At 57.5% G+C, this 24,928-nt stretch carries 20 protein-coding genes; 11 read left to right on the forward strand and 9 right to left on the reverse strand.

The annotated features are described in order from the left end of the window. Positions 1–113: 113 nt before the first annotated feature. Both parC and FFB58_RS14020 read right to left on the reverse strand, forming a co-directional pair. On the reverse strand, positions 114–2,372 hold the full coding sequence (parC, locus tag FFB58_RS14015; RefSeq protein ID WP_138370222.1) for a DNA topoisomerase IV subunit A: 2,259 nt from the start codon (positions 2,370–2,372) through the stop codon (positions 114–116). Positions 2,373–2,491: 119 nt separating this feature from the next. Continuing rightward, positions 2,492–2,893 carry a NirD/YgiW/YdeI family stress tolerance protein gene (locus tag FFB58_RS14020; protein WP_138370223.1) on the reverse strand — a complete coding sequence of 134 codons (402 nt, stop codon included), beginning with the start codon at positions 2,891–2,893 and terminating at the stop codon, positions 2,492–2,494. 139 nt (positions 2,894–3,032) lie between these two features. Between FFB58_RS14020 and qseB the strand changes: the two genes are divergently transcribed. The 5 genes from qseB to lysM all read left to right on the forward strand — a co-directional run bounded on the left by qseB (position 3,033) and on the right by lysM (position 6,648). Beyond that, on the forward strand, positions 3,033–3,692 hold the full coding sequence (qseB, locus tag FFB58_RS14025) for a quorum sensing response regulator transcription factor QseB (protein WP_138370224.1): 660 nt from the start codon (positions 3,033–3,035) through the stop codon (positions 3,690–3,692). After that, positions 3,689–5,038 carry a quorum sensing histidine kinase QseC gene (gene qseC / locus FFB58_RS14030; protein WP_138370225.1) on the forward strand — a complete coding sequence of 450 codons (1,350 nt, stop codon included), beginning with the start codon at positions 3,689–3,691 and terminating at the stop codon, positions 5,036–5,038. Before qseB ends, qseC begins: the two co-directional genes overlap by 4 nt. Positions 5,039–5,143: 105 nt before the next feature. Continuing rightward, positions 5,144–5,725 (forward strand): NAD(P)H-dependent oxidoreductase, encoded by a 582-nt coding sequence (locus FFB58_RS14035; protein WP_138370226.1) that lies wholly within the window; start codon positions 5,144–5,146, stop codon positions 5,723–5,725. 29 nt (positions 5,726–5,754) lie between these two features. After that, positions 5,755–6,069, forward strand: a complete 315-nt coding sequence (locus tag FFB58_RS14040) for a putative quinol monooxygenase (protein ID WP_039031847.1) — start codon at positions 5,755–5,757, stop codon at positions 6,067–6,069. A gap of 138 nt (positions 6,070–6,207) precedes the next feature. Then, positions 6,208–6,648, forward strand: a complete 441-nt coding sequence (gene lysM / locus FFB58_RS14045) for a peptidoglycan-binding protein LysM (RefSeq protein ID WP_138370227.1) — start codon at positions 6,208–6,210, stop codon at positions 6,646–6,648. Positions 6,649–6,691: 43 nt separating this feature from the next. On the opposite strand, the gene FFB58_RS14050 is transcribed toward lysM, so the two are convergent. The 3 genes from FFB58_RS14050 to FFB58_RS14060 are packed head-to-tail and all read right to left on the reverse strand — an operon-like array spanning position 6,692 to position 10,992. After that, complete coding sequence (locus tag FFB58_RS14050) at positions 6,692–7,879, reverse strand: glycoside hydrolase family 88 protein (protein WP_039031783.1); 1,188 nt, start codon at positions 7,877–7,879, stop codon at positions 6,692–6,694. Positions 7,880–7,907: 28 nt separating this feature from the next. Next, positions 7,908–9,152 carry an oligosaccharide MFS transporter gene (locus tag FFB58_RS14055; protein ID WP_171029962.1) on the reverse strand — a complete coding sequence of 415 codons (1,245 nt, stop codon included), beginning with the start codon at positions 9,150–9,152 and terminating at the stop codon, positions 7,908–7,910. A gap of 31 nt (positions 9,153–9,183) precedes the next feature. After that, positions 9,184–10,992, reverse strand: a complete 1,809-nt coding sequence (locus FFB58_RS14060) for a DUF2264 domain-containing protein (RefSeq protein WP_138370228.1) — start codon at positions 10,990–10,992, stop codon at positions 9,184–9,186. 166 nt (positions 10,993–11,158) lie between these two features. Between FFB58_RS14060 and FFB58_RS14065 the strand changes: the two genes are divergently transcribed. After that, positions 11,159–11,995, forward strand: a complete 837-nt coding sequence (locus FFB58_RS14065) for an AraC family transcriptional regulator (RefSeq protein ID WP_138370229.1) — start codon at positions 11,159–11,161, stop codon at positions 11,993–11,995. Between the two features lie 6 nt (positions 11,996–12,001). Here the strand turns inward: FFB58_RS14065 and FFB58_RS14070 are convergent, their stop codons facing one another. Beyond that, entirely contained in the window at positions 12,002–13,474 is a 1,473-nt protein-coding gene (locus FFB58_RS14070) for a Cu(+)/Ag(+) sensor histidine kinase (RefSeq protein ID WP_138370230.1), read from the reverse strand. Then, positions 13,464–14,147 (reverse strand): copper response regulator transcription factor CusR, encoded by a 684-nt coding sequence (gene cusR / locus FFB58_RS14075; protein WP_039031778.1) that lies wholly within the window; start codon positions 14,145–14,147, stop codon positions 13,464–13,466. Before cusR ends, FFB58_RS14070 begins: the two co-directional genes overlap by 11 nt. 189 nt (positions 14,148–14,336) lie before the next feature. On the opposite strand from cusR, the gene FFB58_RS14080 reads away from it, so the two are divergent. Genes FFB58_RS14080 through FFB58_RS14095 form a run of 4 tightly spaced genes read left to right on the forward strand, consistent with a single transcriptional unit; the run spans position 14,337 to position 20,538 of the window. Further along, a complete protein-coding gene (locus tag FFB58_RS14080) occupies positions 14,337–15,716 on the forward strand; it encodes a Cu(I)/Ag(I) efflux RND transporter outer membrane protein (RefSeq protein WP_138370231.1) in 1,380 nt (459 codons plus the stop codon). Positions 15,717–15,746: 30 nt separating this feature from the next. Beyond that, positions 15,747–16,088 carry a copper-binding protein gene (locus FFB58_RS14085; protein ID WP_138370232.1) on the forward strand — a complete coding sequence of 114 codons (342 nt, stop codon included), beginning with the start codon at positions 15,747–15,749 and terminating at the stop codon, positions 16,086–16,088. Between the two features lie 41 nt (positions 16,089–16,129). Further along, on the forward strand, positions 16,130–17,395 hold the full coding sequence (locus FFB58_RS14090) for an efflux RND transporter periplasmic adaptor subunit (RefSeq protein ID WP_138370233.1): 1,266 nt from the start codon (positions 16,130–16,132) through the stop codon (positions 17,393–17,395). After that, complete coding sequence (locus FFB58_RS14095; protein ID WP_138370234.1) at positions 17,392–20,538, forward strand: CusA/CzcA family heavy metal efflux RND transporter; 3,147 nt, start codon at positions 17,392–17,394, stop codon at positions 20,536–20,538. Before FFB58_RS14090 ends, FFB58_RS14095 begins: the two co-directional genes overlap by 4 nt. Here the strand turns inward: FFB58_RS14095 and rclR are convergent. After that, complete coding sequence (gene rclR, locus FFB58_RS14100) at positions 20,535–21,398, reverse strand: reactive chlorine-specific transcriptional regulator RclR (protein ID WP_039031774.1); 864 nt, start codon at positions 21,396–21,398, stop codon at positions 20,535–20,537. The genes FFB58_RS14095 and rclR overlap by 4 nt on opposite strands. 159 nt (positions 21,399–21,557) lie before the next feature. Here rclR and rclA point away from each other — a divergent pair, with 159 nt between their 5' ends. Continuing rightward, positions 21,558–22,883: a reactive chlorine resistance oxidoreductase RclA gene (rclA, locus tag FFB58_RS14105; RefSeq protein ID WP_138370235.1), complete on the forward strand. Its 1,326-nt coding sequence runs from the start codon at positions 21,558–21,560 to the stop codon at positions 22,881–22,883. Between the two features lie 127 nt (positions 22,884–23,010). Here rclA and parE read toward each other — a convergent pair whose 3' ends face one another. Continuing rightward, entirely contained in the window at positions 23,011–24,903 is a 1,893-nt protein-coding gene (gene parE / locus FFB58_RS14110) for a DNA topoisomerase IV subunit B (RefSeq protein WP_039031772.1), read from the reverse strand. Between the last annotated feature and the right edge of the window lie 25 nt (positions 24,904–24,928).

The following is a 24,928-nucleotide window of genomic DNA, read 5'->3' on the forward strand; positions in this document are numbered from 1 at the left end:
CAAAAACCCCTGACAGCTGACAATTATACTGCAACTGGAAGCGGGTAACTCTTTTGTTTTTATAACGGATATTTTTCGCAAGCCCCCTCCTGAACGGAGGGGGAGAGACGCTGTTACTCTGCGGTGTCGTCCGCGTTACCACGGGTCGGAGAGTCGATCTCCACGCGGTCAATACGCTGCAGGCCACGCATCAGCGATCCCCTGCGTCCACGTTCGCCCACCACTTTCTGCAGCTCTTCCGGACGCAGTTTGATTTTGCGTTTACCCACATGGATGGTCAACGTGCTCTGCGGTGGCAGAATAAAGAGGTGCGCCAGGCTGTCCTCCCCCGCTGCCGCATCCGCCGCGGAGATGTTGATGATCTTATTGCCTTTGCCTTTCGACAGCTGCGGCAGATCGCTGAGCGGGAACATCAGCATGCGGCCGGCAGCGGTGATCGCCAGCAGCATGTCGCTCTCGTTTTCAATCACCAGCGGCGGCATGACCCGGGCATTGTCCGGCAGGCTGATCAACGCCTTGCCCGCACGGTTACGCGAGATCAGATCGTTAAAGGTACAGATGAAGCCGTAACCCGCATCGGAGGCCAGCAGCAGCTTCTGCTCATCGCCTTCCATCAGCATATGTTCGACGGTCGCCCCCGGCGGCAGCGTCAGCTTGCCGGTGAGCGGCTCGCCCTGCCCGCGCGCAGACGGCAGGGTAATAGGATCGATGGCATAGCTGCGCCCGGTGGTATCGATAAAGGCCACCGGCTGGTTGCTCTTGCCCTTCACCGCGGCTTTGAAGCTGTCGCCGGCTTTGTAACTTAAGCCCGGCGCGTCGATGTCGTGACCTTTGGCGCTGCGCACCCAGCCGCTCTGTGACAGCACAATGGTCACCGGCTCGGACGGCTGCATGTCATGCTCGCTCATCGCTTTGGCTTCTTCGCGCTCGTGCAGCGGTGAACGGCGATCGTCGCCGAAGGCGTCGGCATCGGCCTGCAGCTCTTTCTTCAGCAGGGTGTTCATCTTGCGCTCGGAGGCGAGGATCGCCTGGAGCTGATCGCGCTCTTTTTCCAGCTCGTTCTGCTCACCGCGGATCTTCATCTCTTCCAGTTTGGCGAGATGGCGCAGTTTCAGCTCGAGGATCGCTTCGGCCTGGGTTTCGCTGATGCCAAAGCGCGACATCAGGGCCGGCTTCGGCTCGTCCTCGGTGCGAATGATCTCAATCACTTCGTCGATGTTGAGGAACGCCACCAGCAAACCTTCAAGGATATGCAGGCGCTTAAGCACTTTCTCCAGACGGTGATTCAGACGACGGCGCACCGTATCGCGGCGGAACGTCAGCCACTCGGTGAGGATCTCCAGCAGGTTTTTCACCGCCGGACGGCCGTCCAGCCCGATCATGTTCAGGTTGATACGGTAGCTTTTTTCCAGATCGGTGGTGGCGAACAGGTGGTTCATCACCGGCTCCATGTCCACGCGGTTAGAGCGCGGCACGATCACCAGACGGGTCGGGTTCTCGTGGTCGGATTCGTCGCGCAGGTCATCAACCATCGGCAGCTTTTTATTGCGCATCTGGGCAGCGATCTGCTCCAGCACTTTCGCGCCGGAAACTTGGTGCGGCAGCGCGGTGATGACCACGGCGCCGTCCTCTTTGGTCCATACCGCACGCATGCGCACGGAGCCGCGACCGTTCTGGTAGATTTTGCGGATTTCCGCGCGGGAGGTGATGATCTCCGCTTCGGTCGGGTAGTCCGGCCCTTGCACGATATCCAGCAGCTCGTCCAGCGAGGTCTTCGGCTGTTCAATCAGGGCGATCGCTGCTTTCGCCACTTCACGCAGGTTGTGCGGCGGGATATCCGTCGCCATCCCGACGGCAATGCCGGTGGTGCCGTTCAGCAGAATGTTCGGCAGACGCGCAGGCAGCATTTTCGGCTCCTGCATCGTACCGTCGAAGTTGGGTACCCACTCCGCGGTACCCTGGCCCAGCTCGCTGAGCAGCAGTTCGGCATATTTAGAGAGACGGGATTCGGTGTAACGCATCGCCGCGAACGACTTAGGATCGTCCGGCGCGCCCCAGTTCCCCTGGCCGTCGACCAGCGGGTAACGGTAGGAGAACGGCTGGGCCATCAGCACCATCGCTTCATAACAGGCGCTGTCGCCGTGCGGATGGTATTTACCCAGAACGTCACCCACGGTACGGGCGGATTTTTTAAACTTGGCGCTGGCGTTCAGGCCCAGCTCAGACATCGCATAAACGATGCGGCGCTGAACGGGTTTCAGGCCATCTCCAATAAACGGCAACGCCCTGTCCATGATGACGTACATGGAGTAGTTCAGGTAGGCGTTTTCCGTAAATTCATGTAGCGCGAGGCGCTCTGCCATATCGCTCATTTAATGGGATTCCTCAACTCAGAAACCTGCTGGTTTCAGGCAATATTGCCGCAGATACTACCTCATCTGGCGAGTCGAGTCACAAAGAAAAAGGGCCGGAATACCGGCCCCTTCACGGGTTATTTATTCAGCTTGATAACCTGTTTCACGTCGATTTCGAAATCGTTCCACTCTTTATCCACTTTGCCCTGCAGTTCAACCTTATCCTGCGGGGTAATGGTCTGGCCGTTCCAGTGCTTATTGTCGATCTCCACGTTTACCGTGCCGCTCTCATCGCGGAAGGTGTAGCGGTCATCAGACAGCCGCTCGGTGATGTTTCCGCGCAGTTTCACCCAGCTGTCGTCCTTCATATCCTTGACCTTCTGCGCCGTGGTGAGGTTGGCGTCATTATCGACAAAACCGCCCTGCTGAGTTTGCGTCTGGGTTGCCGTTGCGGATGGGCCGTTAAACCCGCCCTGCGCCGCAAAAACCGGCGCGGTGGTGATCATCATGATGGCAGCAATAGCAGCGAATTTTTTCATCTTAACTCTCCCTTTAATGTCGTTTCGCAGTCCATTAAACAGGGTAAACCTTAACGACTTCTTAAGCGGAAAATTTAAATTTTTTTACTGTACAGCCGGGCGTTACAGAGGGTTTACTGGCGGCATCAGGGAGGGAAATATGCGCATTTTACTGGTAGAAGACGACAAACTGATTGGCGATGGCATCAAGGCCGGGCTGACGAAAATGGGCTTCAGCCTGGACTGGTTCACCGACGGTGACACTGGCCGCGCGGCGCTCTACAGGGCCCCCTATGACGCGGTGGTGCTCGACCTGACGCTGCCGGGTCTTGACGGGCTGCAGATCCTGCGCGAGTGGCGGGAAAAGGGGCGCAGCGAGCCGGTGCTGATTTTAACCGCGCGGGATGCACTCGACCAGCGCGTCGAGGGGCTGCGTCTCGGGGCCGATGATTATCTCTGTAAACCCTTTGCCCTGATCGAGGTGGCCGCCCGCCTCGAAGCGCTGGTGCGCCGCAGCCACGGGCAGGCGCACAGCGAACTGCGCCACGGCAGCGTGACGCTCGATCCCTCCCGTCTGGTGGCCGCGCTCAATGGCGACACCCTGGTGCTGAAACCGAAAGAGTTCGCCCTGCTGGAGCTGTTAATGCGCAACGCTGGCCGCGTGCTGCCGCGCAAACTGATTGAAGAGAAGCTCTATACCTGGGATGACGACGTCTCCAGTAACGCCGTGGAAGTCCACGTTCACCATCTGCGCCGCAAGCTCGGCAGCGACTTTATCCGCACCGTGCACGGCATCGGTTATACCCTGGGTGATGCATGAAACTGACCCAACGCCTGAGCCTGAAGCTGCGCCTGACGCTGCTGTTCCTGGTGCTGTCGCTGGCGGCGTGGTTCGCCGCGAGTATCGTCGCCTGGCATCAGACCACCGATAAGCTCGATAAGCTGTTCGATACCCAGCAGATGCTGTTTGCTAAACGGCTGCTGACGATGGATCTCGACGAGATCCGCGCCCCGGCACGCATGCGCGAGGTGCCAAAAAAAGCGAAACACGGCCATCTGGATGACGACGCCCTGGCCTTCGCCATCTACACCCCCGACGGCAAAATGGTGCTGAACGACGGCGAGAACGGGCGCGACATTCCGTATCACTATCGCCGGGAGGGTTTCGACAACGGGCGGCTGGACGACGATAACGACGAATGGCGGTTCCTGTGGCTCACCTCACCGGACGGCAAGTACCGGGTGGTGGTCGGCCAGGAGCGGGAGTACCGTCAGGAGATGGCGCTGGACGTGGTGCGCTCGCAGCTCACGCCGTGGCTGGTGGCGCTGCCGGTGATGCTGCTGTTGCTTATCGTGCTGCTGAGCCGTGAACTCTGGCCGCTGAAAAAACTGGCGCACACCTTGCGCGCCCGCTCGCCGGATGCCACCGACCGGCTGGCGACGCACGGCGTGCCCGTTGAGGTTCGCCCGCTGCTCGACGCGCTGAATCATCTCTTCGCCCGCACCCAGGCCATGATGGCCCGCGAGCGCCGCTTTACCTCGGATGCCGCCCACGAACTGCGCAGCCCGCTTACCGCCCTGAAGGTGCAGACCGAGGTGGCGCAGCTGTCGCTGGACGATCCTGAGGCGCAGGCGAAAGCCCTGATCCAGCTGCATGCCGGTATCGACCGGGCAACGCGGCTGGTTGAGCAGCTCCTGACGCTGTCGCGCCTGGATTCGCTGGAGAGCCTCGAGGATGTGGGATCCCTGAACATGGCCGATCTGCTTCAGTCGGCGGTGATGGATAGCTATCATCCGGCGCAGCAGGCCGGGATCGAAATGCGCCTGAATATTAACGCTCCGCAGGTCACGCGTCCCGGCCAGCAGCTGCTGCTGAGCCTGCTGGTGCGCAACCTGCTGGATAACGCCGTGCGCTACAGCCCGCGCGGCAGCGTGGTGGATGTGACTCTTGATAGCCGCAGTTTTACCGTGCGTGACAACGGTCCGGGCATTGCCCCCGACGCGCTGGCGCGGATCGGCGAGCGTTTCTATCGCCCGCCCGGACAGGAGCAAACCGGCAGCGGGCTGGGGTTGTCCATCGTGAAGCGGATTGCCGCCCTGCACCGGATGACGGTCACGCTCAGCAATGCACCGGACGGCGGGTTTGCCGTTACCGTCGGCTGGTAGGGATTATTGCGTTTTTAGCAAAAGACTTTGCACATTTTGCTCATTTTACCGCACCGCTGTCGCGCGTAGAATGGCCCTCAGACTCGCTACTCTGAGGACAACTTAATGAGCAATATTCTGATTATCAACGGCGCGAAAAAATTCGCCCACTCCAATGGCCAACTGAATGACACCCTGACCGAGGTCGCGGACGGTTTCCTGCGCGACGCCGGACATGATGTTAAGGTCGTGCGCACCGACGGCGAATACGATATCCAGGCCGAAGTGCAGAACTTCCTCTGGGCTGACGTGGTTATCTGGCAGATGCCAGGCTGGTGGATGGGCGCGCCGTGGACCGTGAAAAAGTACATGGACGATGTCTTTACCGAAGGTCACGGCTCGCTGTACGCCAGCGACGGTCGCACCCGTTCAGACGCCTCGAAGAAGTACGGTTCCGGCGGTCTGATCCAGGGCAAAAAATACATGCTCTCCCTGACCTGGAACGCCCCGATGGAAGCCTTCACCGAAGAAGATCAGTTCTTCCACGGCGTGGGCGTTGACGGTGTTTATCTGCCGTTCCACAAAGCCAACCAGTTCCTGGGAATGGAGGCGCTGCCGACCTTTATCACTAACGACGTGATCAAAATGCCGGACGTGCCACGCTATATCGCAGAATATCGCAAGCATCTGGCTGAGATTTTTGCTTAACTGGTAGCATGTTATCAGGAGAAATGACCATGCTTACCGTTATTGCTGAAATCCGTACCCGTCCTGGACAACATCACCGCCAGGCGGTGCTGGATGAGTTCGCGAAGATTATCCCAACCGTTTTAGAAGAAGCCGGCTGCCACGGCTATGCGCCGATGGTGGACACCGCCGCAGGCGTCAGCTTCCAGACCACCGCCCCGGACTCCATCGTGATGGTTGAGCTGTGGGAAACCGTGGCGCACCTCGAAGCGCATCTGCAGACTCCGCACATGAAGGCGTGGAGCGAAGCGGTGAAAGGTGACGTTCTGGAAACGCATATCCGTATTCTGGAGAGCGGGGTTTAACCCTCACCCCAACCCTCTCCCAAAGGGAGAGGGAGAAAATCGTAGGCCCGGTAAGCGTAGCGCCACCGGGCTTTTTTTATCACCTTAAAGCGCACCTGCTATGCTTATTCCTGATTTCATTGTTATCTGGAGGAAGGAATGGGAATTTTTAACTTCGTTAAAGAAGCAGGTGAAAAGCTGTGGGACAACCTGACCGATCACAAAGGTCAGAGCGATAAAGTCTCGGAGCATCTTAAAAAGCTCAATATCCCGGGCGCCGAGAAGGTGCAGGTCAACGTCAACGACGGCAAGGCCGTGGTGACGGGCGACGGGTTGACCCAGGAGCAGAAAGAGAAAATCCAGGTCGCGGTGGGGAACATCGCCGGGGTCAGCGAGGTGGAAAACAGCATCACCGCCACCGACACCCAGCAGGAAGCCACCTACTACACGGTTAAATCGGGCGACACCCTGAGCGCCATCTCCAAAACCGTGTATGGCGATGCGTCGAAGTACAACAAAATCTTTGAAGCCAACCGCCCTATGCTCTCCAGCCCCGATAAAATTTATCCGGGCCAGACGCTGCGTATCCCTGAAGCCTGAGGATAAGCTATCCCCTCTCCTCTGTCAGGAGAGGGGAAAATGACTACCAGTACAGTTTCCAGCTCTGGGTAAAGCGCACCAGCGCTTCGACGTAGAAGTAATCTCCCCAGCTGGCACACTCATCCACGCCTTTATTGCTGGCGAGGTGGTACACCGAGTGCTTCAGCACGCCGTTGCCCTTCTCCTCTTTGCCCATCAGATAGTGCTTCGTCAGCGACGACATAATGCCTTTCGCCCACGCCAGATAGCGCGCCCGGTCGGGGTCGGTCACCGGCAGGTGCTTCACCAGCTCCAGCAGACCGCAGACCGCAATCGCCGCCGAGGAGGCGTCGCGCAGGGCGTCGGTGCCCACCAGGGCCAGATCCCAGTGACAGACGTAATCTTCCGGCAGACGGTTAAGGAAGTAGTTCGCCAGCCGCTTCGACAGGGCGATCATCGTCTCGTCGCCGGTGTAGATATAGCTCAGCAGGAAGCCGTAAATCCCCCACGCCTGGCCGCGCGACCAGCAGGAGTCATCCGCATAGCCCTGCTGGGTATTGCCGTAGCGCGGCGCGCCGGTGACCACATCCATATAGTAGGTGTGGAAGGTGGAGGCATCTTCACGAATCAGCCAGGTCGCGGCCTGCATCACGTGGGCTTTAGCGGCCTCGGCAAAGCGCGGATCGCCGGTCTGCTCGGTTGCCCAGTAGAGCAGCGGCAGGTTCATGTTGCAGTCGATGATCATCCGTCCGGCCTGCTCCGGATCGGAGAGATCGCCCCACGCCTGGATGATCTTCGCCTTCTCGTGGAAGCGCTCCAGCAGGGCTTCCGCCGCCAGCAGCGAGAAGCCTCGCGCCTCGCGGTTGCCGGTCAGTCGCCAGTCCGCCACGCAGGAGAGCGTATACAGGAAGCCGAGATCGTGGGTGTTGGTGTCGCTGCGCCCGGCAATGCGCAGGCCAAACGAGCGGGTGTGCTTGCGGGCCATCGCGCGGAACTTCTCGTCGCCGCTCATCTCCCACGCCAGCCACAGCTGCCCGGTCCAGAAGCTGGTGGTCCACTCGACGTTATCGGTCAGGGGATAGAACCCCTCCCGGCAGGTTTCTGCCGGGAACTTGTCGCCGAATTCCGTTAAATGACGGCTAATCAGGTCGAGGATGTGGCGGCGCGCCGAGCTTAATTCATCGCTAAAGGCATGTTCATCCACGGGCACAGGAATATCGCCCAGGCGCTCCTCAGTGATACGACTTAACATAATTCGGTTCCTTCTTTGACGGCGTAAATTAGTGGTGTTCTGCAACGTTCAGCGTTTTTGCCCCGCGCCATTTGCTCTGGCAGGCGGATAACGTGAAGGCGGAAATAAGGGTAAAGGTCAGCGCCGTAGCGCCCATGATGATATAGGTCTGCTCAAAGCCGATGCGGTCATACATATATCCCGCAGGGGAAGAGACCACCACGTTGCCGACGTAGAGCATCGCCTGATAGCCCAGCAGGTACATGGTGGCGTTGACGCGTTTATCGAAATGCTCGGCGATATATTTAAAGACCGACACCAGCAGGAGACAGATTTCCAGGCCGTAGAGCGGCTTGAGAACGGAAATAAGCAGGTGCGAATCGCACATCCCGGAAATAATCAGCCGCGCCCCGACAATCAGGCCAACGATTAATAACCCGCGTTTGGCGCCAATAAAGTTCACGAACAGCGGGATCACCATATACATGACGAACTCCATCCCCGACTGGACGGTGCCCAGATAGCCAAACACCGCGTTGCCCTGGTGAACATCATCGAAGAAGGTGACGAAATAGCGGGAGAACTGCTGCTCGGCGATAAACATCATCCACGCCACGCCCGCCACGTAGAGGCAGAAGGCCCAGAACTTGCGGCTGCGCAGTAAGGCATAGACATCCGCCGGGGCGATTTTCTCTTTGGTCAGCACCTCACCGGCGTGCGCCGAGTTAGTGTTCACCTTCAGGCTCAGGAGGACAATCAGCATGATCACCGACGCCACGCTGCCCATAATGAAGTTGTACGCCGGAGAGAGGTTAAACAGCAGGCCGGAGAACGAAGATGCCACCGCCCAGCCGAGCGATCCCCACATGCGGATCTGACCAAACTCCATACCGTTGAGACGGCTGAAACGGTCGGAATAGGATTCACATGCCGCCACGCCCGCATACCAGGCGAAACTTAAATAGAGCGCGCCGATAATAATCCCAAGCATGGTGTTGGACATTAACAGCGGCTGATAAACGTAAATAAAGAACGGCGCCATCAGGGCGGACATCGCCACCACGAAATAGAGCAGGTATTTGCTCATGCCGATCTTATCCAGAATATAACCGTAGATCGGTTTGAGAATAACGGAGAAGACGCCGTTCACCGCAAATACGGTGCCGATGACCGAACCGCTCAGATTCGCTTTTTGCCCGAGCCAGATTGCCAGAAGGCCAATACTGGCCGACCAGGTAAAGAAATAGAGAAAAATAAAACTGCTGATTTTGTAATATTCAGTTTTGTTACTCATACCATCCTCGCCGATATTCAGGGTAAGGCGCTTATAAAATGAACGACAGCTTACGTTCGCTTCCGGACGCGCAAATCACGGCCCGGTTATCTTTTATTTCCAGTTGCGGAGTGTTTGCTTCCTGAATCTCTTCCCCGGTGGCGAGCACCGCGCTGCACAGCCAGCTCTCTCCAGGTAAAAGCGTGGTGGTGAGCACCGGAATGGCGGCACACTCCGCAAACATGATGCTGCTGTTCGGCGGCGTCACCACGCTGTCGGGCTGACGGGTGATGGCCGGCGAGAGATCGACAATCGCGCTGCTACCGTTCTTCGCATTCAGGAAACTGCCGCGTCCGATAAGCCGGGGGTCGGTTTTCATGACCGCAAACCCGCCCTCCACCGTCTGTAGGGTGCGCGCGCTGTTGATGCGGTGCAGGCGCAGATGCCACTCGCCGAACGGCACCAGCCAGCTCTCGATGTGGACGTCATGCCACGGCGACCAGCGCGAAAAGATGAAGTTCTCGTCGACGCGAACCTCCTCGCATTCGCGGCGACCGCGGAAGTAGTTATCGCCATCCGCCAGCAGCAGCATGGAGTCGCAGGCGGCATGCTTCAGCCCGAAGCGTCCGCGCTCGATGGTGAAACCAAAGCGGCTGGAGTAGGCAAATTTGGTGTATTTCGCCTCGGTGTTGACGTAGTTGTTCAGCTCCAGCTGCCCGGCGGTGAGCATCGTGACGTGATCCGCCTGCATCAGGATCTGCCCGGCATGGGGGATGACCCGTTTTTCGGCCAGCACAGGCAAGGGCTGCTCTTGCGCCTGCCAGAAAGGATGGCTCTCCGGCAGGGCCAGGATCAGGTAGGTTTTCAGCGCCCAGTAGGGCGAGCCCGGCGCGTTATAGTCCTCGCACATCGCCAGATTCGGGTAGGCAAAGCCGAGCGTCAGGATGCCGTCGCGATCGGTAATCGGCTGCTGCTGCCACCAGCGCAGATGACGCAGAACGATCCCTTTCACGATGCCCGGCGTGAAGACCTCCAGCCCGGAGAAGGCCACCGCGCTCCAGAAGGCGACCATCGCGAAGCGGTAGGTCAGGCTGCGGCCAAAGGGCACCGATGCGCCGTCGGCGGCCGACATATAGATAAAATCTTCCGCAAACAGCGCTGAGCGCTGGCGCAGCACCTCTGCCCGGGCGTCATCCCCGCTCAGGGTGGCGTAGATCAGGCCGTAAAAGTGAAACGCCATGGAGATGTAGTAGTCTTTTGGCCGACCCGGGCCGTCGGAGTACCAGCCATCCCCCAGATAGTAAGCGTCCATCATGGCGAAACGGCGATCGATGGCCTGCTGGTCGTACGGCAGCCCCGCGCGCTTAAAGCCAAGCTGAACCATAATGGCGAAGTAGTTCCAGTTGCTGTCCGGCATGGTCGCGTCGGTGATCTGATTCAGCCAGGCGTGCAGGTTCATCACCTCGCGCTCGCTGAAGCGATCCGTGAGCTTCCCCTGCAGCAGCGCCAGCCCCAGGCCATAGGCCGCCATCTCCACCAGCCGCTGATCGTAAGGCGCGGTTTCGCCCCAGTAGCCTGCGCTTTGTGGGTCGGTGCCCTCTTTAATCGCGGTGATGTACTTGTCGCTGAACGGCGTGCTGTCCCCTGCGGCCATCAGCGGAAACAGCCCCCACAGTACCCGGGACAGCCCCTCCATCTCGGCAACATCCGTAGCGTAGTGGGCACAGGTATCGCCCAGCGAAAAACGGGAGCTGCCCGCCGGGAACTGCTTGTCCACAGCAGTCAGCAGCCTGTTCAGCGACGCCACCAGATCCTGGCGGGATGACAACGGATTTGATTTTTCTTTGTTTACCGCGCACATAGGCTCGTCCTCGTAATCAACTGCGGCAAAGCATAGTTAATCAGCAAGGTGCAGAAATGTTAGCCGGGTCACAGGAGTGAGAGATGAATAAACCCGCAGTTGAGGAAATTTAAAAAGGTGGTTTATAAAGGGGCAGGAAAAGGAAAAAGTTGAGTTTTATTGCACTATGCGCGAGACACCGACGGCGGAACACCTTGAGCTGATTGCCCTGAACGATACCATCGTGTCGTTCAGTCGCCTGTTCGCCAACACCGTGCGCTATCACCACTGGCACCAGTGTCTGGAAATTCTCTATGTCGAAGAGGGCTTTGGCGTGGCGATTGTCGATAATCGCCACTACACCATGCGCCCCGGCAGGCTGTTTTTCTTCCCGCCGTTCACCCTGCATAAGGTGATGGTCGATCCCCAGGCTGAGGCGAGCTATCGCCGGACCATTATTCATCTCGACCAGCATGCGGTGATGAAAGCCCTGCGCGATTTTCCCCAGACCCAGCAGCGGCTAAAGAAGCTGTCCCGGCGCGGGGGAGAGGCTTGGGTGGCGGACGTGGCGCACTGCCACAGCCATATCGATCATCTGTTCAGCTGCTACCCGCCGCCGCTGAACAGCGAGCGCGTCGCCAGCCTGCTGATCGGCCTGTTCGCCATGCTGCCGCACGATGACGAAGGCCAGCCCGGGAACAGCCAGGGTATCGCCAGCCAGGTGATGTTCTGGCTGGATGAGCACTATCGGCAGAAATTCAGCCTTGATGCCCTGGCAGAGGAGCTGGGGAAATCCCGCAGCTACGTATCACGGAAATTTCATGCCGAAACGGGCGAGAAAATTCACGATTATCTGAATACGTTAAGGTTACGCAAAGCCTGCGAGTGCCTGCTGCACTCGGATGCCAGCGTGCGGGAGATTGCCGCGCGGGTGGGGTTTTCGGACGTGACCTATTTTATCAGCGCGTTTAAAAAGGGCATCGGCGAGACGCCCTTACAGTACAGGAAGAATCACACCGGCTGAGAATGTTTATTGCACCGGGATCTGCTGGCGGTGCTTCGCGGGCAGGGTCAGAATAAATCGCGTGGATTTTATATCTGACTCAACGGATACCCGGCCGTAATGGGCGGTAATAATGGACTTAACGATAGCCAGACCGATTCCGCTGCTGCTTTCATCCTTGCGCTGCCGGGAGGGATCGACCCGATAAAAACGATCGAACAGCCGGGGTAAATGTACTGGCGCAATGGGGGTGCCGGGGTTCTCCACAATAATATGGACTTCCCCCTCCCCGGCGCGCAGATGGACGGTAATGGTGCCTCCGCGCGGCGTGTAGCGGATGGCATTGGAGAGTAAATTGCTCAAAGCCCTGCGCAGCATCAGCGGGTCACCCTCCACCAGACTGGTGTGCCCTTCCAGCCTGAGCGCCACCCCGCGCTCCTCGGCCAGGGCCTCAAAGAAGTCGAATACCGTGGTGACCTCCGCCGCCAGATCCAGCGTCTCTTTCTCGGGGATCAGCTGGTTGTTGTCTGCCTGAGCAAGGAACAGCATATCGCTGACCATTTTCGACATCCGCGAGAACTCCTCCAGACTGGAGTACATCACCTCCTCCAGCTCTCTGGCACTCCGCGGCTGGCTGAGGGCGATTTCGGTTTGCGTCACCAGGTTAGTGATCGGGGTGCGCATCTCGTGGGCAAGATCGGCAGAAAAATTGGCCTGCCGGTTAAAGACATCCTCAATGCGCTCAATCATATGGTTAAAGGAGATCACCAGCCGTTCCAGCTCAATAGGGACATCTTCGTTATTTAATCGGACACCCAGATCTGCGGAGCTAATATTCTTGATCTGCTGACTTAAGCTGCGGATAGGTTTATGCCCCTGATAGACGGCAAACAGCACAATAAAGATCACGATAATGCTGATTATCGAGGCCATTATCATCAGCTTATTTTTGAGGTCGTTAATATAATGAAGATGAAAATTGATCGATAATGCCATCAGTAAATTATAGGCCTGGGTGCCATCGGCTTTTTTACCGATGGGCAGCATCATTAAACGCCAGGTGCTGTTGTCCAACGGCTCGTTATTATGCATTCCCTGATGAGGAGAAGGATCGTGCCATGAGAGGACATTCCCGGCGCGTAACTCACTGGCAAGGGCGGGATCGCGGAGAATAGCGCTCAGATCGGGTCCGATCGCAGACTGGAAAACGGGTCGGTCATCGGTATCCAGCAGCATGACCGAGACGCTGGCGTAGCCTGCGACCACATTTTGCAGGATTTCCAGCCGCTGTTTTTCCGGCTCTTCCTGATGGCTCAGTACCGTCTCCAGCGTGGCGCCAATCTGCTTCATATCGTGAATATCACGCTCTTCAAAATGGGCCTTTACGGAGTGGATCATTATCCAGGTAAAGACAAAAAAAGAGGCGATAGTGGCAAGGCTAATAAAAAATGTCAGGCGCGTGGCCAGAGAAAATGGCCGGGAGGAGCGCTTAAAGATCATCCGGAACCTCAAGCATATAGCCTACGCCGCGCACCGTCTGAATTAACCGCGGCTCAAAGTCGTTATCAATTTTTGCCCGCAGCCTTTTCACCGCCACATCAATGGCGTTGGTGTCACTGTCAAAATTCATGTCCCACACCTGCGAGGCAATCAGCGAACGGGGCAGGACTTCGCCCTGGTGACGAATAAAGAACTCCAGCAGGGTAAACTCTTTGCTGGTCAGCGTAATGCGGGTGCCGCTGCGGGTGACTTTTCGGCTGACCAGGTCAAGGGTTAAATCGGCTACCTGAAACTGGCTTTCGACAATGACGGCAGCGCCACGGCGTAACAGCGTTTTTACCCGCGCCAGCAGTTCAGCAAAGGCGAAGGGTTTCACCAGATAGTCATCCGCGCCCAGCTCAAGCCCCTTAACCCGGTGCTCAATGGTGCCCAGCGCAGTCAGCAGCAGGATGGGCATGCCTTTGTTGGCTGCACGCAACATTCTGACAATGTCCCAGCCGTTCACATCCGGCAGCATGATATCGAGGATCAGCAGGTCATAGTCGGCGGTCATCGCCAGGTGGTAACCATTAAGCCCGTTATCCGTCAGATCGACGACGAACCCGGCCTCGGTCAATCCTTTGGTTAAATACTCACCCGTTTTTTTCTCATCTTCGACGATCAGCAGCTTCATGACGCCCTTCTCCCTGCACCTTATTTGCGAGTTTTTGATTGTAGGGCAGACGGATCGGATAGCAATGGCTTAATCGCAAAATGACAGCTTTGTCATTTTCCTGTCACCCGTCAAACAGAGTCCCTTTTGTAGAGTAAGCCCCACTGAGACATACCCATTATTAAGCGTCCTGTCCGGGCCATAAAAACTATGCACAATTTAAAATTACTGACGCTCAGCGGGATATTTGTTCTGACGGGCTGTATTTCCCTGGCACCGAATTATTCACGCCCTGATTCCCCGGTTCCACAGCAATTTTCCCTTAGCCAGAATCAGCTGGTGTCGACGCCTGCGAATTATCAGGATACGGGCTGGCGGAGGTTCTTTGGCGATCCGCAGGTGAAAAAGTTGATCGGTGAAGCCCTGCTGAATAACCGCGACCTGCGAATGGCGGCGCTGAAGGTGCAGGAAGCCAGAGCGCAATATGGCGTGACGGATGCCGACCGCTATCCGCAGCTCAACGCGACCGCGAGTAAAACCTGGAGCGGTAAACTTGCGGACGATAGCGGCACCCGGCAGCAATATCAGGCCGGGCTGGATCTCAATTACGATCTCGATTTCTTTGGCCGTTTAAAAAATCTGAGTGAAGCCGAACGGCAGAACTATTTTGCCAGCGAAGAAGCACGCCGTGCGGTCCATATTCTCCTCATCGCAAATGTGTCACAAGGTTATTTCAGGCAGCGACTGGCGTATGCGCAATTACAGGTTGCTCAGGAGACGTTAGCCAATTACAGGCAGTCATATGCTTTTATAGAGAAACAGCTGGCGACCGGCAGCAGCAACGTGCTGGCGCTGGAGCAAGCGCGCGGGGTTATTGAAAGTACCCGCAGCGATATTGCGAAACGCAAAGGAGAACTGGCGCAGGCGAATAATGCATTACAGCTGCTGCTGGGCACCTATAACACCCTGCCGGATGATACCGCGGTGAGCGAGGTGGATATCAATAGCGTGACGTTACCGCCATCGCTCTCTTCGCAGATCCTGTTGCAACGTCCCGATATTATGCAGGCCGAACATGGTCTGCTGGCTGCTAATGCGAATATTGGCGCTGCCCGCGCGGCCTTTTTCCCCTCCATCACCCTGACCGGCTCGTTATCCGACAGCAGTACCGATCTCTCAAGCCTGTTTTCAAACGGGATGTGGAATTTTATACCCAAAATCGAGCTGCCTATTTTTAACGCCGGGCGTAATCAATCCAGCCTGGATTTAGCGGAAATTCGCCAGCAACAGTCGGTAGTGAATTACGAGCAAAAAGTAGAGTCCGCCTTTAAAGAGGTTGCCGACACCCTGGCGCTGCGCCAGAGCCTGGCGGATCAACTCGCAGCCCAGAAGCGTTATCTGGCCTCGCTGCAGATTACCCTGCAGCGCGCTCAGACCCTCTATCAGCATGGCGCGGTCAGCTATATCGAAGTGCTGGATGCCGAACGCTCCCTGTTTGCCACCCGACAGACCTTACTCGACCTTAATTACGCCCGTCAGGTCAACGAAATTACCTTATTCACCGCCCTCGGTGGCGGCTGGATTGAATAACGACATCATCTAACGACAGGAATAGTAATCATGAATATCGTCTCTAAAGCCGTTCTGTTCAGCCTTTTTTCTGCTGTCGCCTTTAGCGCGACAGCCAGTGAGATGAGCACAATGCATGCGGCGGCTCCGGCTGCACAGCAAGAGCAGATCGTGCAGGCCACGGGTGAAGTCAAACTCATCGATCCGGACGCGAAAAAAATCACCATTGCCCATGGCCCCGTCGCCGCGCTGAGCTGGCCAGCGATGACGATGCGTTTTACCTTCACCCAGGCATCGCAAATCCAGGGCATAACAGCGGGTGACCAGGTCGAATTTACGTTTATCCAGCAGGGCAATATCTCACTGTTGCAGGATATTCGCCGCCAGGATTAATCGTGGCGTACATCATCAATGGAACGTGCATGGGCAATAATATGACGTTTTTTACCCCTAAAAACACCGCGCTTCTGGTCAGCGGCGTAATACTCGGCGGGATACTTTCAGCGGGTGTGTCCTCTTATTTTTCAGCAGCACATTCAACGGCTGATGTTCCTCATGATGCAGAACACGCCTCGCGGAAAGTGCTGTTCTGGTATGACCCGATGTATCCAAATACCCGTTTCGACAAGCCCGGCAAATCGCCGTTTATGGATATGGATCTGGTACCAAAATACGCCGATGGCGATGCGGACGCCGCCGCTGCGCCGGGTATCCGCATCGATCCCACTCAGACCCAGAATCTCGGCGTCAAGACAGAGCCCGTTCGCCGCGGGTCGCTGGAATATCGCCAGACTTACCCGGCAAACGTCAGCTACAACGATTACCAGATTGCGATTATCCAGGCGCGGTCGGCCGGTTTTATCGAGAAAGTGTACCCCCTCACCGTCGGGGATAAAGTGCAAAAAGGCGCGCCGCTGGTGGAGCTGACCATCCCGGAGTGGGTTGAAGCGCAAAGTGAATATTTACTGCTGCGTGACACCGGCGGAACCGGTACCCAGACCGAAGGCATTCTTGAGCGCCTGCGGCTGGCGGGTATGCCTGATGAGGATATTCGTCGCCTGAAAACAAGCCGTAAAATCCAGACCCGGTTTACCCTGAAAGCGCCGATTGATGGCGTCATTACTGCCTTTGACCTGCGCGCCGGGATGAACATCGCCAAAGACAATATTGTCGCCAAAATCCAGGGAATGGATCCCGTGTGGATCAGCGCTGCGGTACCGGAATCCATCGCATGGATGATCACCGATGCGTCACAGCTGGCGATTTCGGTTCTGGCCTGGCCGGATAAATCCTTCGCCATCAGGAAATGGTCGCTGCTGCCAAGCGTTGATGCCACCACCCGGACGTTGCAACTGCGGCTGCTGGTGGATAACCCCGATGAGTCGTTGAAACCGGGCATGAATGCCTGGCTGAAGCTGAACAGCAAAAGTCAGCCCATGCTGTTGATCCCGTCTAAGGCGCTAATCGACAACGGTGACGAGCAGCGGGTGATCACCGTTAATGCCGACGGGCGCTTTGTACCGAAGCGGGTCCAGGTGTTCCATGAGTCGCAGGGGGTGACGGCGATCCGCAGCGGGATTGCTGAAGGGGAAAAAGTCGTGTCCAGCGGCCTGTTCCTGATCGACTCCGAGGCCAATATCGCCGGTGCCCTCGACAGGATGCGCGCGGCCGACACGTCAGCACAAGGACATGAACAATGATTGAATGGATTATTCGCCGTTCGGTAGCCAACCGTTTCCTGGTCGTGATGGGGGCGTTATTTCTCAGTATCTGGGGTGCCTGGACCATTATTCACACCCCGGTTGATGCCCTGCCGGACCTGTCCGATGTTCAGGTGATTGTCAAAACACAGTATCCCGGACAGGCGCCACAGCTGGTGGAAAACCAGGTCACCTACCCGCTGAGCACCACCATGCTCTCGGTGCCGGGGGCGAAAACGGTGCGCGGCTTTTCACAGTTTGGTGATTCCTACGTGTACGTCATTTTTGAGGACGGCACCGATCAGTACTGGGCGCGTTCCCGTGTACTGGAGTACCTCAATCAGGTGCAGGGTAAACTGCCCGCAGGGGTCAGTGCCGAAATAGGCCCGGACGCCACCGGCGTGGGCTGGATCTTTGAGTATGCGCTGGTCGATCGCAGCGGCAAACACGATCTCGCCGAGCTGCGTTCATTACAGGACTGGTTCCTGAAGTATGAGCTGAAAACGATCCCTGACGTGGCGGAAGTGGCGTCGGTGGGCGGCGTGGTCAAAGAGTATCAGATCCTGGTCGATCCGCAGAAACTGACCCAGTTCGGCATCAGCCTGGCAGAGGTTAAATCGGCACTGAATGCCTCGAATCAGGAAGCAGGCGGCTCCTCGGTTGAGCTTTCCGAAGCGGAATATATGGTGCGGGCCAGCGGCTATCTGCAAAGCATTGATGACTTCAACAGCATCGTCTTAAAAGCCGGTGCCGAGGGTGTGCCGGTCTATCTGCGTGACGTCGCGCGGGTCCAGATTGGCCCCGAGATGCGCCGCGGCATTGCCGACCTCAACGGCGAAGGCGAAGTCGCCGGCGGCGTGGTGATCCTGCGTTCCGGTAAAAACGCCCGGGCGGTCATTTCAGCGGTAAAAGCGAAACTGGACAGCCTCAGAAAGAGCCTGCCAGACGGGGTGGAGATCGTGACCACCTACGATCGCAGCCAGCTGATTGACCGGGCGATTGACAACCTGAGCCATAAGTTACTGGAAGAGTTCGTGGTGGTTGCGCTGGTCTGCGCCCTGTTTCTCTGGCATTTACGTTCGGCGCTGGTGGCGATTATTTCACTGCCGCTGGGCCTGTGCTTTGCCTTTATCATCATGCATTTTCAGGGGCTTAACGCCAATATCATGTCGCTGGGCGGGATTGCTATCGCCGTCGGCGCAATGGTCGATGCCGCCATCGTGATGATTGAAAATGCCCATAAGCGCCTTGAGGAGTGGGACCACCAGCATCCAGGGCAGAAAATGTCCAACGCCACGCGCTGGCAGGTGATCACCAACGCCTCGGTAGAGGTGGGTCCGGCGCTGTTTATCAGCCTGCTGATCATCACCCTGTCATTTATTCCCATCTTTACCCTCGAAGGCCAGGAAGGTCGTCTGTTCGGCCCCCTGGCCTTTACCAAAACCTGGTCGATGGCCGGGGCCGCGCTGCTGGCTATTATGGTGATCCCGGTCCTGATGGGCTTCTGGATCCGGGGTAAAATCCCGGCAGAAAACCGTAATCCCTTGAACCGCGTGCTGATCCGCCTGTACCACCCGCTGCTGCTGAAGGTGCTGCACTGGCCGAAAGCGACCCTGCTGGTGGCGATGCTGTCGATCCTGACGATTATCTGGCCGCTCAGTAAAGTGGGGGGTGAGTTTCTGCCGCAAATCAATGAGGGCGATCTGCTGTATATGCCCTCCACCCTGCCGGGCATATCGGCCGCGCAGGCGGCTCAAATGCTGCAAATTACCGACAAACTGATCATGACCGTGCCGGAAGTGGCCCGCGTCTTCGGCAAGACCGGGAAAGCCGAAACGGCGACCGACTCCGCGCCGCTGGAGATGGTGGAAACCACCATCCAGCTGAAACCTGAAGATCAGTGGCGACCGGGGATGACGATGGACAAAATCATCGCTGAACTGGATAAGACCGTACGTCTGCCAGGACTGGCGAACCTCTGGGTACCGCCCATCCGTAACCGCATTGATATGCTCTCGACCGGGATAAAAAGCCCGATTGGCATCAAAGTGTCAGGCACGGTGCTGGCGGATATCGACGCCCTGTCGGAACAGATCGAAGTGGTCGCCAGAACGGTACCCGGCGTGACGTCTGCCCTGGCCGAACGGCTGGTCGGCGGGCGTTACCTGAACGTCGATATTCAGCGTGAGAAAGCCGCTCGTTACGGCATGACCCCCGCTGACGTGCAGCTGTTTATCACCTCTGCGGTTGGCGGGGCGATGGTCGGCGAAACGGTGGAAGGCATCGAGCGCTATCCGATTAACATCCGCTATCCGCAACGTTATCGCGACAGCCTGGAGCAACTGCGCCAGCTGCCGATCCTGACCCCGATGAAACAGCAAATTACGCTGGCGGATGTCGCCGAGGTGAAGGTGACATCCGGGCCGTCGATGCTGAAAAGTGAAAATGCCCGGCCCACAGGCTGGATCTATATCGATTCCCGCGATCGCGACATGCTGTCGGTCGTGAACGATCTCAAAAAAGCGATCGCCGAAAACGTGCAGCTCACGCCGGGCACCAGCGTGACCTTCTCCGGTCAGTTTGAGTATATGGAGCGCGCCAGCCAGAAGCTGAAACTGATGGTATCCATGACGCTGATGATCATCTTTATACTGCTGTATCTGGCCTTCCGCCGCGTTGGCGAAGCCTTGCTGATTATCACCAGCGTGCCTTTTGCGCTGGTGGGGGGGATCTGGTTCCTCTACTGGATGGGGTTTCATCTGTCGGTTGCCACCGGTACCGGGTTTATTGCGCTGGCCGGGGTCGCCGCAGAGTTTGGCGTGGTGATGCTGATGTATCTGCGCCATGCCATTGAGGCGGATCCTTCCCTGGACAATCCGCGCACCTTCAGCGCCGAAAAACTGGATGCGGCGCTGTATCAGGGTGCGGTTCTGCGCGTGCGGCCTAAGGCGATGACGGTAGCGGTGATCATTGCCGGGTTACTGCCCATTTTATGGGGCACCGGGGCCGGCTCAGAGGTCATGAGTCGGATTGCCGCCCCGATGATTGGCGGGATGATTACCGCTCCGCTGCTGTCGCTGTTTATCATCCCGGCGGCCTATAAACTGATGTGGCTGCGCAGATTCCGCCGCACCGGTGGTTAACCGGGTTGTCCCAGGGCCTGAACCCGTTTTCGGTATTCCCCAGGGGTGCAACCGAACGCCCGGGTGAAGGCCTTATGAAAAGACGATTCACTGGCATAGCCCACCGACTCGGCAATCAGCAGGATTGACCGCGAATCGCGTGACAGGGCCTGGGCAGCAATCTGCATCCGCAGGGTTGTCAGCACCGCCAGGGGGGTTGAATCAGACACCTCGCGAAAAAGCTGGGCAAAGCTGGCGCGTGACATATGTACCCGACCTGCCAGCGCTTCAACGGTCCAGGGGTGGGAGGGCTGTTCCAGCATCTGGAAGATCACCGTGCCAAGCCGGGGATGCAGCAGCAGATTCAGCACGTTTTTCTCGGACGAGGCGTTGTGGGTCAGCCAGTCACGCACCGCGAGCGCAAACAGCGCCGCCCCCTGCTGGCTGCACAGCAGGTTCGAGCCGGGCCGATCCGCGCTGGACTCCTGCTGCATCAGGGCGATTGCCGCCTGCAACCAGCGAAACGTGGTGCTGTCAGCATCCGGCGCCAGCCACAAGGCTTCTGGCAGTGCCGTCAGGAAATAACGCGCCGAAGGCTGGAGCTGCAAACTGCCGCAGACGATAAAGGTCAGCGCCTCCCCTTTCTGGCTCAAACGATGGGCGGAATTCTGCGGCAGGATCACCACCCTTCCCGGGCGCAGGGTGTAAATCTCACCAGAAGGAAGCTCCACCTCGGCACCGCCCTCGGTAACCGTATGCCAGCGAATGACCGCAAGATCGCCTGCGGCATGGGGCAGTTGCCAGTCGTGGCTCAGATGGCAGTTTTTATCGATATTCCCTTCGGCTGCATTAAGGATCAGCAAACGGCTTAGCGCATCCATGTAGGACTCCTGAACAGGAAATTAAGGTTAGAATTATACAGTAAGAGTCAATTAAAAGACGATTGAACAGTATTGCCAGCGTTACGGAGAAGCGGCTTTTTAACCCTCGTCGGTATACTTCTCACATCAAATATTCATCCAGACACGTGGAGAGACGCTGTGGAACAGTATCAGGCAATCATTATCGGATTTGGCAAGGCGGGGAAAACTCTGGCAGCAACCCTGGCAAAAGAGGGGTGGAAAGTGGCGATCGTTGAACAGTCCAGTTCAATGTACGGCGGAACCTGCATCAATATCGGCTGTATCCCAACCAAGACCCTGGTTCATGGTGCGCACCAGAAACACGGCTTTGCCGCAGCAATGGAACGTAAATCCTCTGTGGTGGAATTTTTACGTGAGAAAAATTACGTCAATCTGGCGCAGTCAGAGAACGTTGACATCATTGATGGGCGGGCTGAGTTTATCGATAACACCAGCGTTCGCGTGTATCAGGATGACGGGGTGATTGAACTTAAGGGTGACAAGATATTCATTAATACTGGCGCGCAATCTGTCGTCCCGGATATCGACGGGATCACCACCACGCCCGGCGTGTATGACAGCACCGGACTGCTCAATTTGACCACCCAGCCAGAGCACCTCGGCATTCTCGGTGGGGGATACATCGGAGTGGAATTCGCGTCGATTTTTGCCAACTTTGGCAGCAAAGTGACCATCTACGAAGCGGCTCCCCTGTTCCTGCCGCGCGAAGATCGTGATGTCGCCGATGCCATAGCAGCCCTGCTGCGTGATGAAGGCGTCCGCATTATCCTCAATGCCCGGGTGCAGGCGCTTTCTTCCCGGGAGGGTCGCGTACTCATCCATACGCCAGAGGGGGTTGATGACGTTGACGCATTGCTGGTCGCTTCCGGGCGCAAACCGGCCACGGAACAGCTGCAGTTGCAGAATGCGGGTGTGGATGTCGATAGCCGCGGAGGCATCATCGTCAATAAATACCTGCGTACCTCTGCCGATAATATCTGGGCGATGGGGGATGTCACCGGAGGTTTGCAGTTTACCTATATTTCCCTCGATGACTTTCGCATCGTGCGCGATAGCTTGCTGGGTGAAGGGAAACGCACAACGGACGATCGCCAGAACGTGCCTTACTCGGTGTTTATGACGCCCCCGCTTTCACGGGTGGGTATGACGGAGGAGCAGGCGCGCGCCAGCGGGTTAAACATCAAGGTTGCCACCCTGCCCGTTGCGGCTATCCCGCGTGCAAGAGTCATCGATGATACCCGTGGTGTGCTCAAAGCGGTGGTAGATGCGGACAGCCAGCGAATTTTAGGGGTCTCACTGCTCTGCCCTGATTCACATGAAATGGTCAATATCGTCAAAACGGCGATGGATGCCGGGCTGCCGTATACCGTGCTGCGCGATCAGATCTTTACTCATCCCACCATGAGTGAGTCCCTGAACGATCTTTTTGCCCTGATTAAATAAGCGACGAACAACCGGACCGATTTCAGCTACCACTGCACTTTAACCACTACCCTCTGGTTATTTACTGGATTTTCCAGAGCCGGCTTAATGCCGGCTTTTTTTTGTTTGCGCAGCAGGAGTGTAAATATCAGCCCTCGATATCCGCCAGGTCGCCCTTCTCCTGCAGCCAGTTGCGGCGGTCTTCCGAGCGCTTCTTGGCCAGCAGCATATCCATCATCGCGTTGGTCTGCTGCTCGTCTTCATCGCTGATGGTAAGCTGCACCAGACGGCGGGTATTCGGATCGAGCGTGGTTTCGCGCAGCTGCAGCGGGTTCATCTCGCCCAGCCCTTTAAAGCGCTGCACGTTAGGTTTGCCCTTCTTGCGCTTGAGCTGCTCCAGTACGCCCGCTTTCTCTTCTTCCGTCAGGGCGTAATAGACCTCTTTACCGAGATCGATACGGTACAACGGCGGCAGCGCCACATACACATGGCCGTTTTTCACCAGCGTGCGGAAGTGCTTCACGAACAGCGCGCACAGCAGAGTGGCGATGTGCAGACCATCGGAGTCCGCATCCGCAAGGATACAGATCTTGCCGTAACGCAGCTGGCTCAGATCCTCGCTGTCCGGATCGATACCGATCGCCACGGAGATGTCATGCACCTCCTGGGACGCCAGCACCTCATCGGAAGAGACTTCCCAGGTATTCAGGATCTTACCCTTCAGCGGCATGATCGCCTGATATTCACGATCGCGCGCCTGCTTGGCCGACCCGCCCGCGGAGTCCCCTTCGACGAGGAACAGCTCGGTGCGGTTCAGATCCTGCGCGGTACAGTCCGCCAGCTTGCCCGGCAGCGCAGGGCCGCTGGTGAGCTTTTTACGCACCACTTTCTTCGCGGCGCGCAGACGGCGCTGGGCGCTGGAAATCGCCATTTCGGCCAGCATCTCTGCGGCCTGCACGTTCTGGTTCAGCCACAGGCTGAAGGCATCTTTTACCACGCCGGAGACAAACGCCGCGCACTGGCGCGAGGAGAGGCGCTCTTTGGTCTGCCCGGCAAACTGCGGATCCTGCATCTTCACGGAGAGGACGTAGGCGCAGCGCTCCCAGATATCTTCCGCCGACAGCTTCACGCCGCGCGGCAGAATATTGCGGTATTCGCAGAACTCACGCATCGCGTCCAGCAGGCCCTGGCGCAGGCCGTTAACGTGCGTTCCGCCCTGCATGGTCGGGATCAGGTTAACGTAGCTTTCGGTCAGCAGCTCGCCGCCTTCCGGCAGCCACAGCAGCGCCCAGTCCACCGCTTCCGTATCACCGGCAAAATTACCGATAAAGGGTTTTTCCGGCAGGGTCGGCAGGCCGTTAACCGCTTCGCCCAGGTAATCGTTCAGTCCGTCCTGGTAGCACCAGCGCTGCTCGCTGTTGTTAACCTCATCCTTGAAGGTGATTTCCACCCCAGGGCAGAGCACCGCTTTCGCTTTCAGAATGTGCGTTAAGCGTGAGACGGAGAAGCGCGGGCTGTCGAAGAAGCTCTCGTCCGGCCAGAAGTGGACGCTGGTGCCGGTATTGCGTTTGCCGCAGGTACCGATCACCTTCAAATCCTGCACTTTATCGCCGTTCTCGAAGGCGATGTTGTAGACCTGGCCGTCGCGCTTAACGGTCACTTCAACCCGTTTTGACAGGGCGTTGACCACGGAGATACCTACCCCGTGCAGACCACCCGAGAACTGGTAATTTTTGTTGGAGAACTTACCGCCCGCGTGCAGGCGGCAGAGGATCAGCTCAACGGCCGGCACACCCTCTTCCGGGTGGATATCGACAGGCATGCCGCGGCCGTCGTCGATCACTTCCAGCGACTGGTCGGCATGCAGGATAACGTCAACGCGTTTGGCATGACCTGCCAGCGCTTCGTCAACACTGTTATCAATAACTTCCTGGCCCAGATGGTTTGGGCGCGTGGTATCGGTGTACATCCCCGGACGGCGGCGAACCGGCTCAAGCCCGGTGAGTACCTCAATGGCATCAGCGTTATAGGTTTGCGTCATGATTTAAACTAGCAATTCGCAGCGA

Origin of the sequence: Enterobacter sp. MF024, from assembly GCF_005843915.1 — a bacterium.
Taxonomy (GTDB): Bacteria; Pseudomonadota; Gammaproteobacteria; order Enterobacterales; family Enterobacteriaceae; genus Enterobacter; species Enterobacter barmai.